The organism is Maribellus mangrovi (assembly GCF_037646455.1).
Taxonomy (GTDB): domain Bacteria; phylum Bacteroidota; class Bacteroidia; order Bacteroidales; family Prolixibacteraceae; genus Draconibacterium; species Draconibacterium mangrovi_A.
In genome coordinates, this window is record NZ_JBBIXN010000002.1 from 88,360 (window position 1) to 103,636 (window position 15,277).

Below are 15,277 nucleotides of genomic sequence, written 5' to 3' on the forward strand. Positions count from 1 at the left end.
ATCCCCCGAATTTTAAGAGTTGTTAACCCGGCTCTGGAACAGGTTTTGCTCAAAATGTGACCGAAAATGTTTAACTAAAAAGGAGGAACGAAAAATGAAAACGATCTTTGCTACGTTACTAGTTGCTCTTTTTACATATGGTTGCAATGCTCAAAGTGTTGATAAGAGTGAAAAGAGCAAAGAAAACAAACCTGTTGAGAGTTGGAAGGTAGACAAACAAGTTAATGAGAACGGAAATGTAATTCAATACGATTCGACCTATACCTGGTCGTATTCAAACATGGCCGGAGATTCGGTGAATGTTAACGTTGACAGTTTAATGCATTCGTTCGAGAGTTATTTTAACGATCGCATGCCCGATGTTTTCGGACAAAATTTTATGAACCCGATGATGGACGATTCATTGCTGCGTCGTGATTTCTTTGCTGATAATTACTTTCATGATCGTTTTAAAGACGAATTTTTCGATGTTGATAAAATGATGCAGCAAATGGATTCTTTGCGGGGGCAATTCTTTAAAAGTGATTTACCACATTTGGAGAAAAAGTTTCATGTTCCTAAAAAATAAATAGGGAGCAACATTTGAAACAATGAAAAGCAGGATGGAGGACAAATACTTCATCCTGTTTTTGTATACAATGAGGACAATTCGCATTATTAACTGATAGAACTCCAGTCGAAACCTGTTTCTTTTGCGGAAAGCAGGTTTTTTAACAGCAAACGGTTTTGGTCATTCTGCAGGTAAGGATCATCGTCGAGAATGTCGTTTGCAACATTTCGGGCCATTTGCAGAATCTCACCGTCTTTGCTAAGGTTGGCAATTTTCAAATCGAATCCCATGCCACTCTGTTGTGTGCCTTCCATGTCGCCGGGGCCACGTAATTTCATGTCTACTTCAGCAATCTCAAAGCCATCGTTCGTGCGCACCATGGTTTCCAAACGTTTTCGGCTTTCGTTACTTAATTTATACGACGACATTAAAATACAGAACGACTGTTCCGCTCCACGACCAACCCGGCCACGCAACTGGTGTAATTGCGACAGACCAAAGCGTTCGGCACTTTCGATCACCATTACAGCCGCATTTGGCACATCAACACCCACTTCGATTACTGTAGTTGCGACCATTATTTGTGTTTCACCATTTTTAAATTTTTGCATGGCATTCTCCTTAATCACCGGTTTCATTTTTCCGTGTACCATGCTTAGTTTGTAAGCGGGAAATACTTCCGACAAATGGCGGAATCCTTTTTCAAGGTCCTTAAGGTCCATTTTTTCCGATTCCGAAATCAAAGGATAAACCACATAAACCTGAGTTCCTTTATCAATTTGTTGTATCAGAAAATTATAAAGTTGATTTCTGCGGTTCTCGTAAAAATGCATGGTTTGAATAGGCTTGCGTCCGGGTGGCAGTTCATCGATCACCGAAACATCAAGATCACCATAAACGGTCATGGCCAATGTTCTCGGAATAGGAGTGGCAGTCATCACTAAAATATGAGGAGGAATAAGGTTGTTTTTCTTCCACAGTTTTGCGCGTTGAGCTACACCAAAACGGTGCTGCTCGTCGATCACCACAAGGCCAAGTTTTTCAAAAACCACCGTATCTTCAATCAAGGCATGCGTTCCAATGATAACCGACATTTCGCCCGATTGTAAAGCTGCGTGCAGATTCTGTCGCTCGCTTTTTTTTGTGGAGCCCGTTAAAAGCCCAACCTTTACATTCATTCCGTTCAGAAACTTTGTCACCGATTGAAAATGTTGTTGAGCCAGAATTTCAGTAGGTGCCATCAAACAACTCTGATAACCATTGTCCAGAGCAAGTAACATTGTCATCAGTGCAACCAGTGTTTTTCCACTCCCCACATCTCCCTGCAACAGTCGATTCATTTGCAGGTTTCGGTTCACATCCTTTCTGATCTCTTTAATTACTTTTTTCTGGGCACCGGTGAGACTAAACGGCAAAAAGTCCTTGTAAAAAGTATTAAAGTTATAGCCCACATTTTCAAAACGAAATCCCTTAAACTTTTGCTCCCGATTATGTTTTAATGCCAGAATTTTCAACTGAATAAAGAACAGTTCTTCGAATTTTAAACGGAATCGGGCCTTTTTCAATAAAATGGTATTTTCTGGTTTATGAATATTTGTCAGAGCGTCTTCAAGGCTCATCAGTTTCATTTTAGTAACCAATGTTTCAGGAAGTGTTTCCTTTATCTTTCCCCGGGCAAGGCTGAGCAGAGTCAACTGCAGTTTGTTTATGGCTTTTGAGTTGAGGTATTTCTTCTTCATGTTTTCGGTGGTATTGTAATACCCCTGAAAAAGTCCCGAGGGTTTCAACTGCTTTTCCTGCTCCGTTTCCAGTTCGGGATGAACAACACTGATCTTCCCGCCAAATTCAGCCGGCTTTCCAAACAGGATGTATTCCATATTCAGTTTCAGGTTTTCTTTTTGCCATTTTACGGCCCTGAACCACACCAATTCAATACTACCTGTATTGTCGGAAAAACGTGCGCTTAAACGTTGTTTTGGGCCGGTGCCAATAGTTTCAACTGACCGGATTACACCTTTCACCTGTATGTAAGGCATTTGCGCATGAATTTCCGAGATTTTGTAAAACTTAGTCCGGTCGATGTATTTATACGGGTAATAATAAATGAGGTCGCTGAAAGTGAAAACGTTCAACTCCTTCTTTAAAATTTCGGCACGTTTTGGGCCTACTCCCGGTAAAAACTTTATATCCTGATCGAGAAAATCCGACATAAAACAAAGATAAATTTTTCGGCTGTTTAACCTTGCCAGCAGACGGTTCATTTAATGAACCGAATGTTGAAATCTGTTTGTGAAAAATACTTAAGCTACGGAATTGACCGTTTAAAGTTCATAAAAACAGTAAAGAAGCATGTTCAACATAACAAAAGAATAGATATATTTATTCGAAAATTTGAAACAGAGTATATATCTTTAGACGTCAGAATTGAAAACAGAAAACAAAAACCGAAAGTCCATGAACGATAAAGTGATTGAAATTAAAGACATTGTCAAGAATTATAAGGTTGGTACCCAGGGGGTAAGAGCCTTACGTTCTGTTTCCTTAGATATCCACAAAGGCGAATATGTGGCCATTATGGGAGCATCAGGTTCCGGAAAATCTACCTTGATGAACCTTATCGGATGCCTCGACACACCTACCAGCGGAAAATATGTTTTAAACGGAAAAGATGTCAGCAGTCTTTCTGATGATGAGTTGGCTGATATCAGAAATTCAGAAATCGGATTTATATTCCAGGTATTTAATTTGTTGCCCCGAAATTCGGCATTGGAAAACGTAATGTTGCCGTTGGTATATGCAGGGATGCGGAAAAACGAAAGACTGAAACGTGCCGAGGCAACGCTGGTTGATGTTGGTTTGGAGGACCGAATGACGCACCGCCCCAATGAGTTGTCGGGTGGTCAGCGTCAGCGTGTTGCAATTGCGCGGGCATTGGTTAACAAACCATCGTTGCTGTTGGCCGACGAGCCAACCGGAAACCTCGATTCAAAGATCTCCGAAGAAATTATGAAGCTGTTCGCGGATATTCACAGAAAGGGAAATACACTGGTAATGGTTACTCACGAAGAAGACATTGCAAAACACGCGCACCGCATAATCCGTTTGAAAGACGGCGAGATTGATTCAGATACGATTAACGAAAATCCAATCTATTAACCTTATTGAAGGGTAGATTGGAGTATATGTTGATACGATCCCGGCAACATTGGTTGCCGGGATTTTTTACTAGAAAAGATTATGGCGAAGGAAATTAAAATTTATACGAAAACCGGTGATGATGGTACTACCGGTCTGGTTGGTGGAAGCCGGGTAAAAAAATACGATTTACGTTTGGAGGCTTATGGCACAGTTGACGAATTGAATGCAGCCATTGGTTTGCTAAGATCTTTTGATGTGGAGGAAGATATAAAAGATATACTGATTCGCATTCAGAATAAACTTTTCAATATAGGATCGCGTTTAGCTTCCGATGAAAAAGGGGAGGAGTTTACTGCAAACCTGGCCATTAAAACAGAAGATATCGACTTTTTAGAGAACGCCATTGATCAGTTTGAAAAGGAGCTTCCCGAGCTCAAAAATTTTATTCTTCCGGGTGGCGATTTACTTGTGGCTCAATGTCATGTGGCACGCACGATTTGCCGGAGAGCCGAACGACGAATCGTAGAATTTGCCGAAAACGAAAAGGTACAAGCCGAATTGATAAAATACATTAACCGTCTTTCCGATTTTCTCTTTGTACTGGCCCGCATTTCAGGGCTTCGGCGTAGTGTTGATGAAACTCGTTGGGAGTATTAATAAAAATTTTCCACTAAAGTTTTTTAGTATCGTTTTTTTGTTATATTCGCGACAATTTAAAAGACGAGTTTAACCACGTAAATTATTGACACATGTATTGGACTCTGGAACTGGCATCGAAATTGGAAGATGCACCCTGGCCGGCAACAAAAGATGAACTTATAGATTATGCAATTCGTTCAGGTGCTCCGCTGGAAGTAATTGAAAACCTGCAGGAGATTGAGGATGAAGGTGAAATGTACGAAAGCATTGAAGACATCTGGCCCGACTATCCGAGCAAAGACGATTTCTTTTTTAACGAAGACGAGTATTAGTAGATTTAAAACATCATATAAAAAGCATCCATTGTTAATGGGTGCTTTTTTATTAATACGGTTTCGTTGACCTTTACAAACTCAGTACTTTCCAGCCGTCTTTAAGGTAGTCCGATAAAGGTATTCCCATCCCTTTTACATCCACACCCATTTCGGCAAGCTTTTCGTGAACATTGTACATTTGTGCGCAATAATAGCACGCTTCCGTTTTCACTCCCGCTTCCTGCATGCGTTTAATATAGTCACCAATCATTTTGTTCTCAACCGACAATTTTGCCGACGGTCCCCATATAATAAGAACAACTTCGTCGAACCATCCTTGTTTCTTGGCATTTAGTGTATACATAAAAACCATTTTCTCAGCAACATCCGGATCGCCGCTTGTCCAGAGAACAGCCAGTTTGTTTGAGTTGTCATCCATTTTTGTTTCGTTTTGTGCAAACACTCCGTTAAACGAAATGAGAGCGAATAAAATTAGAATAGTAGTTCTCATAATTATTTTGTTTTGATTTCCTCTGCCAGAATTCTGATGGGAATAAGATCGAATTCATCGTATTTTTTCTCATCAAATTCCTGAACAAAAGTTTCGTTAGCCATAAATAATTCACTGTTTATTCTGTCTTGAGGAAAAGTGTTTTCATTTGTAAAATCAGCAAAGTCGAAGTTATTGAAATTTAGCTCACAAGCCGATAATTCCCAGTTATCGTCTTCGCCCATAAAAAGTAGTGGCAGACCATGTGTTCTGCATATAACAGGGCGTTCGTCGTATATCGTACACTTGTGGTCTTTCAAAAAAACACAAGAGCCCGGTTTGTTTACAGATGGCAACTCCGGAACTAAGTTTCTCGCTTTTAGTGCATCACGGATGCTGTAATATTCAAGCGGCAGAATGCTGTAATCCATGCAACAAAGATCGCAACCCATTTTGCACGATAGATGTTTTTGGTGTTCTGCTTCCAGCTTCCCTGACAGGGTGTCAACTTTGTCCCTGATTCTTTTGTATTGTTTAATTGATTCTTGCATACACTTTTTATTTTCGATTAAATTACATTAAAAAAATAAAATAACATTTTCAAAATATTATTTTTGTCAGAATAGAGCAGAACAGTTAAATCAGACATAAAATGAACAAACTACTTATACTACTAAGCTTTTTCCTCTTCGCCAATGGAATTTATGCACAGGAGGAAAACTTCGATTTTCTCGATCCAAACTTGCCATTCGAAGAGCGAGTAGATATTTTGGTGTCGCAGATGACACTTGCAGAAAAAGTGGGACAAATGGTTTACACCTCGCCGGCTATTGAGCGTCTGCAGGTTCCTGAATACAATTGGTGGAACGAATGCTTGCACGGTGTGGCCAGGGCAGGTTACGCTACTGTATTTCCGCAATCGATAAGTATTGCAGCTTCCTGGGACTCAGATCTTATGAACCGTGTTGCCACCGCAATATCAGACGAAGCACGCGCCAAACACCACGATTTTGTGCGCAGAGGGAAACATGGTATGTACCAGGGATTGACATTTTGGTCGCCAAACATCAATATTTTCCGAGATCCGAGATGGGGGCGTGGTCACGAAACTTATGGTGAAGATCCCTACCTGACCGGTGAACTCGGAGGTGAGTTTGTAAAAGGCCTGCAGGGAGACGATCCAAAATATTTAAAAGTAGTTGCTACTGCCAAACATTACGCGGTTCATTCGGGCCCGGAGCCCCTTCGTCACGAATTTAATGCAGTGGTTAGCGAACGTGATCTTCGCGAAACCTATTTGCCGGCATTTCGAACTCTGGTGAAAGATGCAAACGTTTATTCGGTTATGGGGGCTTACAATCAGTTTGAGGGAGTTCCCTGTTGCGCAAGTCCCGAATTGTTTGATATTTTGCGCAACGAATGGGGATTTAAAGGCTATGTTGTATCCGACTGCTGGGCCATTTCCGACTTCTATACTTTTCAGAACTATTCAGCCAATGCCGAGGAAGCAAGTGCTGCCGCTGTTAAAGCCGGAACAGACCTAAATTGCGGTGTGGCATATTCAAAGCTCGAGAACGCTGTTAAGCAGGGACTGATCAACGAAGAGGAAATTGATGTGGCGGTAAAACGTCTTTTCCTGGCACGTTTTAAACTGGGAATGTTCGATGCCGGTAAAGATGTAGCTTATGCACAAATTCCCTTCGAGGTAAATACTTCAGAGGCGAATTCGAAACTGGCACTTGAAGCGGCGCAAAAAAGTATTGTGCTGCTAAAAAATAAAAACAACGCATTGCCCTTGTCAAGCGACATTAAGAAATTAGCCGTTATCGGGCCAAATGCCGACAACTGGGAGTCGTTGGTAGGAAACTATAACGGTATTGCTAAAAACCCGGTTACGGTGCTCGAGGGACTTCAGAGTAAGGTAAAAAATACAGAAATTCTTTATGCCGAAGGAAGTCACCTGGCGGAAGGTGTTAGTAACTTGCACGCCATTCCTTCTGCGTACTTACAAACTGAAAACGGGCAACAAGGCATTAAAGGCGAATATTTCGCAAATGCTCAGTTGGAAGGCGATCCGGCATTTACCCGCATCGATAAAAATGTTGATTTTTACTGGGAATCGCATGCTCCTGCCTCAAATCTCGACGATGATAATTTCAGCATCAGATGGACAGGTTATATTGTGCCTCCGGTTACGGGAATCTACAAAATAGGATGCTGGGGAATGCCCGACATGAAGATCTGGCTTGATGGTGATGAGATTTTGAAACACAGGTCTGAACATCATGCTTTTCATCACGAGAAGGCAGTAAATATGGAAGCGGGTAAGAAATACAAAGTGGTGTACGAATACAAGAATAATTTTGGCGATGGTGATGCCCGCTTACTATGGTCGATGCCTGATGATGATATGCAGGAAGAAGCTGTTGAAGTTGCGAAACAAGCCGATGCAGTAGTTTTGGTGCTTGGTCTTTCTCAGCGATTGGAAGGCGAAGAAATGCCAATAAAGGTTGATGGTTTTGAAGGTGGTGACCGCACACATTTGAAACTCCCTGAAACGCAACGCGAACTGATGAAAGCCGTTGCTGCCACGGGTAAACCTGTAATTCTTGTATTGCTTAACGGAAGTGCACTGGCCGTAAACTGGGCCCAGGAAAACCTCGATGCGATCATCACCGCCGGCTATTCCGGTCAGGAAGGAGGAAATGCAGTGGCTGACATATTGTTTGGCGATTACAACCCGGCCGGAAGATTACCGGTGACCTATTATAAATCGGTGGATCAGTTGCCACTATTCAAGGATTATAACATGACCGACCGTACTTATAAATATTTTACGGGCGTGCCGCTTTATTCGTTTGGTTACGGGTTAAGCTATACTTCGTTTGAATACAGCAATTTACAACTTCCTAAATCGGTAACCACAGGTGAAAAAGTAACGGTGAGCGTGCAGGTTAAAAACAGCGGCAAAATTGATGGAGAAGAAGTAGTGCAACTTTACCTGAAAGACCAGATCGCCAGTACACCGCGACCTAAGTATCAACTGGAAGGTTTTAAACGCGTATTTATTAAAGCAGGTGAAACCAAAACGGTAGAATTCATACTCAATCCACGTCAGTTTTCAATGATCGGAAAAGAAGAAAAACGAGTTATCGAAAGCGGTGACTTTAAAGTATTTGTGGGCGGTGGACAACCTATTAAAAATGTAGCTTACACGACAGGGACAATAAAACTCACCGGCGAAAATAAGTTCCTGGAAAATTAAAAATTACCGCCCGATCCGGTACGAAAATTTTACCAGAAAAACATTTTTCGGATCTTCTTCGAATAAGCATTTAAAATCATTGCCCAAATCGAAGTGACCTATGTTTTCAAAGCCACTTCTGTTTTGCGACCACACGAGGTAAACAATCGATCCCGGGCGATACTCCCAGCGCAGCACGAGGTTCGATAAAAATTCGCGAACGTTAAAATCAGGCTTGTCAAAGGCATAATCCGTCGAACCATCCATGTTCTCGTCAATCCGGTACATCTCGGCATCGGCATCAAACGTAATTTGCTGATCGGTGTATAGTTGGTAGCGGTCGTCAATGTTCGAAGCTTTACTGTCGGTAACGTATTTATAATCGTGATAGTCTCCGGTGGCCACAAAAGGCTGTCCCCAAAACTGAATCGTCAAATCCGGTGTGATGTTGTAGTTCAGGCGAATGGAAGTGGCAAAAGTTTTCCGATAGATGGTGCTCAGAATGTAACGGGTATCATTTGAATAATCTTCTTGCGTAACATATTGAAGTTTATTGTCGTTGATCGAAAATTCAGGCGATATTTCAATCTTCAGAGCTTCAATCGGTCGGTATCCAAATTCCAGTTCAAAACTTTTATTTGATTTATATCCTTTTTGTTTGCTGAAGTTGGCGCCGCCATCAATTCCATACGTGAACTTCTTCTGCGGATTAGAGAATAAACCGGCGTAAAATCCGGTACTACCCGTTATTTTCATCGAAGGACCACCTCTTAACATGGAGTGCGAAAGCGTTTCGCCGTCCCAGTTGATACTTGAAAAAGCGCTCCAAAAGTTCTTAAATTGTGCATGCCCGTTCACGTTGCCGCCAACATTTACCAGGTTCCCGCCAAAATCGTAAACCGTCCATTCATTGAAGTTAATATTAGCGCTTCTGAATATCGATACCGGCTCATACCACCGATATCCCATCCAAAGTATCTGCATCGCTTCATCAACTTCGGGAGTAAAACCCACATCGTTGATCTCCAGACCCGGTGATTTCCAGTTAAAAATACCGGCAGCCTGGAAACGACCACCAACTTTTCCAAAAGTAAATTTACCTCCATATCCGCTCAGTGAAGTCCGGGTGGAATCGAGGTGCACATAATCGGCATCGGGCCGTTGATACGTGCGCGAATACATGGTTTGGGTATTCAATATAGCTTCTTCGGTGCCTGCCACACGGCTAAAGTATAATCCTGCGTCTAACAGCCATTTTTTATCGTTCCATTTATGTACAAAGTCAATCCCGCCTGTGTAAGCACTTTTGTGCAGGAACTCCAGGTACTCATCGTTGATCGATCGGTTTACGGCGGTTACTATACCTCCCAGATAAGTATTTCCTTCGTTAAAATCCTTTTGAATGCGGCCTACGAGGTAATTAGTCAGAGGTTCAACCGATTGCCTGCGTTTCCCGTTTATGCCGTCAATTTCGGCAGTTTCTCTGGCCGTTACGCTTTCCAGCACCCCGAATGACCAGCCATCAGAAGTCTTCCCACTAATTTTAGCTGCTCCAATAATTCGGGTAAAATCGGGTTGATCGAGGTATTCATCGTCATCGTAATCAGGCCAGTAATGCGGGCGTCTTCCAATCCGACGAGAATAGAACAGGTTATTGGCTGCCAGATCACCATCGCCAAAAGAAAGGCTGTAGGAAAGGATATTTTTCCCTTCAATAAAAAACGGCCTTTTTTCCTCAAAAAAAGTTTCGTAAGTGCTCAGGTTTACTTCCGACGGATCGGCTTCAACCTGTCCAAAATCAGGATTGACAGTTAGGTCCATCGTCATGTTATTCGTCAATCCGATCTTGGCATCCAGACCGGCATCGAAGGCATTGTTTTTCCCTGAATTCAGAAAGGGATTATCAGGTTCTTTTTCAAAGCGCTCGGTTCGTGCTACGGCATAAGGCGTTACGTTTAGCGAGTTTTTCGGCTTGATATCCTTAATTCCTCTCAAAATGCCAAATTGTGATGTAAATCCGGCTGTTTCGCGTTTCATGTACTGCCAGGTCGAGAGTTCATCTTCCCGGAAAATATAGCGGAATACATTCATTCCCCAAACCTGTTCTTCGCTTTCTTTGAATCGGAGTTGTGTAAGCGGGATCTGCATTTCCGCTGTCCAACCATTCGAAGTAATTTCGGTTTTAGCCATCCATATCGGATCCCAGGTATAATCTTCGTTGTTGCCGTCGTTGCTTGCCACGTTATCCGATCGCACTCCGGCAGCCGATAGGATAAAGAAAAAGTGTGTTCTTTTATCAAAATAAGAGTCAAATGCAATGCCCACCAAATCTCCCTCAAGTTGGTCCCTTCTCGACATGCGCATAGAAATACTGTCGGGATCGTCGAAAGCCCTGATAGCTACATAAATGTTGTTGGCATCGTAAAGAATGGCAAATTCGGTTTGGCGTGTGGGAGGATCACCTTCAACTGGCTCGTGCTGAATGAAATCATTGTCCCATCGGGCAACATTTTGCCACTCAGGTTCATCGAGTTTTCCGTTTACGTTAATCGATAGGTTTTCGGATGTTGATGCTGTGTAAGTGCGTTTTTCCTGGGCAGACACAAAGTATGTGCACAGTAACAAAACGGCAACAAACGCTAGTCTCATAAAAATGGTTTTAATATATGACTGAAATGTCGCACCGGTGTTACACCTTCAGGGTAATTTGTAATCAATTCAAATAAAGCGCTTCGAAGTTGTCGAAATATAAATTTTGAGATAATCACCTTAAATAAATCTCGCGAATTTAAAGCAATCCCGTAAAGATTAATTGTCAATTATTTCGTGCCGGGAGACATGTCGATTCTACTGGCGCCAAGGTAGAAAAAGAAGGCTGCAATGGCCATAAATGTATGACTCACTGCTAAATAATTAAACCACTGGTGCGGCGATATTTTGTTCATAAAAAACATGGCGGCAACGGCTGCAAAAAACACCCCTACAAGCATGAATTTACTTCCGTTGTTTTTTGTTTTGATAAAAAGGAATCCTTCGAGTGATAAAACAACAAACATCAATCCGTAACCTGAGTGGAATTCAACAAAAAAGAAATTAAGCGTAACGATTGTCAGAGTTAAAAAAGTAAGAAACTCGATAACATTCACGATACTGAGAACTTTAACAATCTTTTTTGACAGCTGGATACGCGTGTGCTCAATAGCCGCACGTTCAACAAACATAATCGAGATCATACTGGTAATCCATCCGGGAAGTTTCCAGTAAAACGTAAAATGATACAAAAAAGCATGACCAATCAGGCCTCCCAAAGTTGTAGCAATTCCCATTACCAGGAAATACAGTTTAAAATACAGGAAAACCCTTTCTTTTTTACCTGACCGATGGATCCTCCAGGCTGCAATAAAGCACACCAGTGATACCATCAGGTCGGTTAGGGTAACTATTGGCTCATTAATCTGAATTCCTGCTATGTGAATGATATTTATGGGATCCACGCGAATACTCTGGTTTATTGTTTAGTAAACTAACACGTTTTACAAGACTTTTGTTTGTAAAGCGTTCACATTTCTATTTTTTATATTTAGCTTTAAAAGCAAATTGCGTTTCAACAAATTTAACAATCAAATTTATGTTTAAAAGAATTTACCTTATTCTAATTATTCTCTTTTTGGGAGTTGGTTCGCTTACTGCTCAGAAAGTAATCGAGAAAACACCGGCTGATGTGCGTCAACAGTGGTACAACGAATTTCTGGAAATGAAGGATAATTCGGTGTATAAACAGCTGTCGTGGCAGTTTGTTGGTCCGACTAATATCAGCGGTCGAATGACTGATGTTGAGGTAGTTACTCCCAAAGGCGGGAACTATACTATATACGTGGCCGGCGCTTCGGGAGGCATCTGGAAAACTGAAAATGAAGGAATAACCTGGAAACCGGTTTTTGAACATGGAATGTCGACCGCATTTGGTGATCTGGCACTCGATCCGCAGAATCAGAAAACGATTTGGGCCGGTACGGGTGAAGCCAATATCTTTAGAAGCTCGAATGCCGGGGCCGGAGTCTATGTTTCGAAGGATGGAGGTGAAAACTGGGAACACAAGGGATTGATCAATACCAATACCATAGCGCGGATTCTGGTTCATCCCAAAAACTCGGATGTTGTATATGTAGCTGCCGGAGGTAACGAATGGACCAACGATAAAGAACGCGGCGTTTACAAAACCACCGACGGTGGCGAAAGCTGGGAAAAAATATTGTATGTGGATCAGAAGACCGGAGCATACGACCTTGTGATGGATCCGTCAAATCCAGATGTGATCTATGCAAGTATGTGGCAACGCATTCGAAAAAAATGGAACGACCCACGCAATGAATCCGACTATAAAGAAACCGGACTTTACAAAACGACCGATGGAGGGAAAAAATGGGAAAAGATAAATAAAGGATTACCAGCACCCGAACATCGGGGGCGGATAGGAATCGACTTGTGCAAGGCTCAGCCCAGCACTTTATATGCGTTTATTGATAATTACGAAAAGCTGGAAGATAGCGATGAATTTAGTGATAATGTTGATGCTTACGGGCGCCCCAGCAGTGGAAGAATAAAAGGTGCAACGGTTTATCGCTCGGATGACGGCGGTGAAAACTGGCGCCAGGTAAGCGAGCAGAACAGTTACATGGAAAACCTGTCGGGAACTTACGGCTGGGTGTTTGGGCAAATTCGTGTCGATCCGGTTAATCCTGAAAAAATTTATGTAATGGGGCTTTACCTGAATGTTTCGGAAGACGGAGGTAAAACCTTTAATGATCTGCCCGGAATGCACATGGACCATCATGGTTTATGGATCGATCCGGAGAACACGAATTATCTGGTGAACGTAAACGATGGTGGCGTTGCTGTTTCATACGACGGTAAAAACTTTCGCACATTTTATGACAACCTTCCCCTGGTACAGTTTTTCAATGTGGGCATCGATATGTCAGAGCCTTTTAAAGTTTACGGCTCCGTGCAGGATCACGGTAGTTACTGGGGAACAGTTGATTTAAGTCGTGGCCGCGACCACGTTTCGCCCGTTGAGTTTGAATATGCTCCAGGAGGCGAGGGCAGCAACCACGTTATCAATCCTGAAAATCCCAATCAAGTCTATTCCGCAGGATTTTATGGTACGATTACCAAAACCGAGATGAAAGGCTTTAACACTGAAAATATAATGCCGCCGGTACCGGAAGGAGTCGATAATCTTCGTGGTCAGTGGCTGGCTCCATTTATTCTGTCGCCTCACAATCCGGGTATAGTATATCACGGTACCCAGTTTGTACATCGTTCGATGAACGCCGGGAAAAGCTGGGAGCGAATTAGTCCCGATCTTACCTACAACAACGAGGATATGAAGGGCGACATCCCGTATCAAACTATTTTTACGATCAGCGAATCGCCGCTAAAGTTTGGGGTAATTTATGCCGGAACCGATGACGGTCGGGTATGGGTAACTAAAAACAGCGGAACCGAGTGGAGCGAGATTAACAAAGGATTACCGTACCGAAAATGGGTGTCGCAAATGGTGGCATCAAATTATGCTGAAGGCCGTGTTTACATGACTCAGAATGGCAAACGCGATGACGACTTTGCCGCTTACATCTGGAAATCGGAAGATTACGGGCAAAACTGGGAAAGCATTAAAGCGAATATTCCGTACGGACCTATAAACGTAATCCGCGAAGATCCGAAAGATGAAAATATATTGTACGTTGGAACCGATTACGGCGTATTTGTTTCAACCAATAGGGGCGAAAGCTGGGATGCACTGACCGGAAGTTTGCCCACTACCTATGTACATGATCTGCAAATCCATCCACGTGACGATATGGCTGTTATCGCCACTCACGGGCGCGGTATCTGGGTACTGGATGTTCGGCTGTTGAAACAGGTCTCAAAAGCAAAGGATAATGATGATGCTGCGGCAATTATGGATATTCCTGATGTTACAGCTCCCGGCCGTTATTATTTCATGCGTAATGCCGGAGGAATGCGTGCTCCTTTTTATCTAAAGTCGGATGGAGAGATAGAGTGGCGAATAAACAACGCCGACGGGACCGAGATCATCGTTGAAAAGCAAGATGCAATAGCCGGATTGAATTACCTTGAATGGAATTTGATGGACAAAGACGAGGAGGCCGTTAAAGCCGGTTCATATACACTAACAATATCCGGTGATGGCTTTGAAGTTGAGAAAGAATTTGAGGTAAAAGAAAGACAGAGATACCGTTATAGGTAAAAGATTTTGATTTTAGGTGGAGAACGATCTATGGGAAAAATACTGATATTGTATTATTCGAAAGATGGAAATACCAGGAAAATGGCGGAGTATGTCATGCAGGGAGCGCAACTGGTTCCGGGGCATGAAATACGTTTACTTTCAGTGAGTGAAGCGAGCATTGACGATGTTGTTTGGTGCGATGGTATTGCCCTGGGATCTCCAACTTATTTGGGAACAGTGGCTGCAGAAATGAAAAAATTCTGGGAAGATTGCATTCCTGTTTGGATGAAAATTGACGGGAAACTGGGATGTTCTTTTAGTTCGCAAGGCGGCTGGGGAGGAGGAGCTGAACTAACCTGCCAGGCCCTGAATACCATTTTGATGAATTTCGGAATCCTGGTTTTTGGTATTACCGACTATGTCGCTCATCAGTATACGGCCCATTATGGTTCTATTCAGGCCGGAGAACCAAGACTTGAAAAAGAAAAGGATTCCTGTATAAGACTCGGAAGAAGACTGGCTGAATGGGTGGCTGTTTATTTTGAGGGCAGGAAAGATCAGCACCCGCTAAACGAACATTATCAGCGGCATCCCGATAAAAAGACGATGCCGGGGAAAACTTAAATTTGGACGCACAAATGGTACA

Annotated in this window: 12 protein-coding genes; 7 read left to right on the forward strand and 5 right to left on the reverse strand. The window is 42.5% G+C overall.

Annotation, left to right across the window (positions count from 1 at the left end; translation table 11 throughout):
• The first annotated feature begins 94 nt into the window (after nt 1-94).
• Nucleotides 95-568 carry a hypothetical protein gene (locus WFY05_RS08405; protein WP_340112358.1) on the forward strand — a complete coding sequence of 158 codons (474 nt, stop codon included), beginning with the start codon at nt 95-97 and terminating at the stop codon, nt 566-568.
• A gap of 89 nt (nt 569-657) precedes the next feature.
• Here WFY05_RS08405 and recG read toward each other — a convergent pair whose 3' ends face one another.
• Nucleotides 658-2,760, reverse strand: a complete 2,103-nt coding sequence (recG, locus tag WFY05_RS08410; protein WP_340112359.1) for an ATP-dependent DNA helicase RecG — start codon at nt 2,758-2,760, stop codon at nt 658-660.
• A gap of 244 nt (nt 2,761-3,004) precedes the next feature.
• On the opposite strand from recG, the gene WFY05_RS08415 reads away from it, so the two are divergent.
• The 3 genes from WFY05_RS08415 to WFY05_RS08425 all read left to right on the forward strand — a co-directional run bounded on the left by WFY05_RS08415 (nt 3,005) and on the right by WFY05_RS08425 (nt 4,659).
• On the forward strand, nt 3,005-3,706 hold the full coding sequence (locus WFY05_RS08415; protein WP_340112360.1) for an ABC transporter ATP-binding protein: 702 nt from the start codon (nt 3,005-3,007) through the stop codon (nt 3,704-3,706).
• 81 nt (nt 3,707-3,787) lie between these two features.
• Nucleotides 3,788-4,345, forward strand: coding sequence for a cob(I)yrinic acid a,c-diamide adenosyltransferase (locus tag WFY05_RS08420; protein WP_340112361.1), 558 nt, complete (start codon nt 3,788-3,790; stop codon nt 4,343-4,345).
• Nucleotides 4,346-4,437: 92 nt separating this feature from the next.
• Complete coding sequence (locus WFY05_RS08425; RefSeq protein WP_038562297.1) at nt 4,438-4,659, forward strand: DUF2795 domain-containing protein; 222 nt, start codon at nt 4,438-4,440, stop codon at nt 4,657-4,659.
• A 73-nt stretch (nt 4,660-4,732) separates the two neighbouring features.
• Here WFY05_RS08425 and WFY05_RS08430 read toward each other — a convergent pair whose 3' ends face one another.
• Nucleotides 4,733-5,152 (reverse strand): DsrE family protein, encoded by a 420-nt coding sequence (locus WFY05_RS08430; protein ID WP_340112362.1) that lies wholly within the window; start codon nt 5,150-5,152, stop codon nt 4,733-4,735.
• A 2-nt stretch (nt 5,153-5,154) separates the two neighbouring features.
• The gene (locus WFY05_RS08435) at nt 5,155-5,682 is read right to left on the reverse strand and encodes a YkgJ family cysteine cluster protein (RefSeq protein ID WP_340112363.1); all 528 of its coding nucleotides are present in this window, start codon (nt 5,680-5,682) and stop codon (nt 5,155-5,157) included.
• A gap of 101 nt (nt 5,683-5,783) precedes the next feature.
• Here WFY05_RS08435 and WFY05_RS08440 point away from each other — a divergent pair, with 101 nt between their 5' ends.
• The gene (locus WFY05_RS08440) at nt 5,784-8,396 is read left to right on the forward strand and encodes a glycoside hydrolase family 3 C-terminal domain-containing protein (protein ID WP_340112364.1); all 2,613 of its coding nucleotides are present in this window, start codon (nt 5,784-5,786) and stop codon (nt 8,394-8,396) included.
• Between the two features lie 3 nt (nt 8,397-8,399).
• Here WFY05_RS08440 and WFY05_RS08445 read toward each other — a convergent pair whose 3' ends face one another.
• Together WFY05_RS08445 and WFY05_RS08450 are read right to left on the reverse strand one after the other, a co-directional pair.
• Nucleotides 8,400-11,024 (reverse strand): DUF5916 domain-containing protein, encoded by a 2,625-nt coding sequence (locus tag WFY05_RS08445; RefSeq protein WP_340112365.1) that lies wholly within the window; start codon nt 11,022-11,024, stop codon nt 8,400-8,402.
• A gap of 170 nt (nt 11,025-11,194) precedes the next feature.
• On the reverse strand, nt 11,195-11,869 hold the full coding sequence (locus tag WFY05_RS08450; RefSeq protein ID WP_340112366.1) for a DUF6962 family protein: 675 nt from the start codon (nt 11,867-11,869) through the stop codon (nt 11,195-11,197).
• A gap of 134 nt (nt 11,870-12,003) precedes the next feature.
• On the opposite strand from WFY05_RS08450, the gene WFY05_RS08455 reads away from it, so the two are divergent.
• Both WFY05_RS08455 and WFY05_RS08460 read left to right on the forward strand, forming a co-directional pair.
• On the forward strand, nt 12,004-14,649 hold the full coding sequence (locus tag WFY05_RS08455; RefSeq protein WP_340112367.1) for a WD40/YVTN/BNR-like repeat-containing protein: 2,646 nt from the start codon (nt 12,004-12,006) through the stop codon (nt 14,647-14,649).
• A 30-nt stretch (nt 14,650-14,679) separates the two neighbouring features.
• Nucleotides 14,680-15,255 (forward strand): flavodoxin family protein, encoded by a 576-nt coding sequence (locus WFY05_RS08460; protein WP_340112368.1) that lies wholly within the window; start codon nt 14,680-14,682, stop codon nt 15,253-15,255.
• Nucleotides 15,256-15,277: the final 22 nt, after the last annotated feature.

Coding starts and splice junctions, on each gene's coding strand:
- WFY05_RS08405 (WP_340112358.1), top strand. CDS start 95: ATGAAAACGATCTTTGCTACGTTACTAGTTGCTCTTTTTACATATGGT.
- WFY05_RS08430 (WP_340112362.1), bottom strand. CDS start 5,152: ATGAGAACTACTATTCTAATTTTATTCGCTCTCATTTCGTTTAACGGA.
- WFY05_RS08445 (WP_340112365.1), bottom strand. CDS start 11,024: ATGAGACTAGCGTTTGTTGCCGTTTTGTTACTGTGCACATACTTTGTG.
- WFY05_RS08455 (WP_340112367.1), top strand. CDS start 12,004: ATGTTTAAAAGAATTTACCTTATTCTAATTATTCTCTTTTTGGGAGTT.
- WFY05_RS08415 (WP_340112360.1), top strand. CDS start 3,005: ATGAACGATAAAGTGATTGAAATTAAAGACATTGTCAAGAATTATAAG.
- WFY05_RS08425 (WP_038562297.1), top strand. CDS start 4,438: ATGTATTGGACTCTGGAACTGGCATCGAAATTGGAAGATGCACCCTGG.
- recG (WP_340112359.1), bottom strand. CDS start 2,760: ATGTCGGATTTTCTCGATCAGGATATAAAGTTTTTACCGGGAGTAGGC.
- WFY05_RS08435 (WP_340112363.1), bottom strand. CDS start 5,682: ATGCAAGAATCAATTAAACAATACAAAAGAATCAGGGACAAAGTTGAC.
- WFY05_RS08420 (WP_340112361.1), top strand. CDS start 3,788: ATGGCGAAGGAAATTAAAATTTATACGAAAACCGGTGATGATGGTACT.
- WFY05_RS08440 (WP_340112364.1), top strand. CDS start 5,784: ATGAACAAACTACTTATACTACTAAGCTTTTTCCTCTTCGCCAATGGA.
- WFY05_RS08460 (WP_340112368.1), top strand. CDS start 14,680: ATGGGAAAAATACTGATATTGTATTATTCGAAAGATGGAAATACCAGG.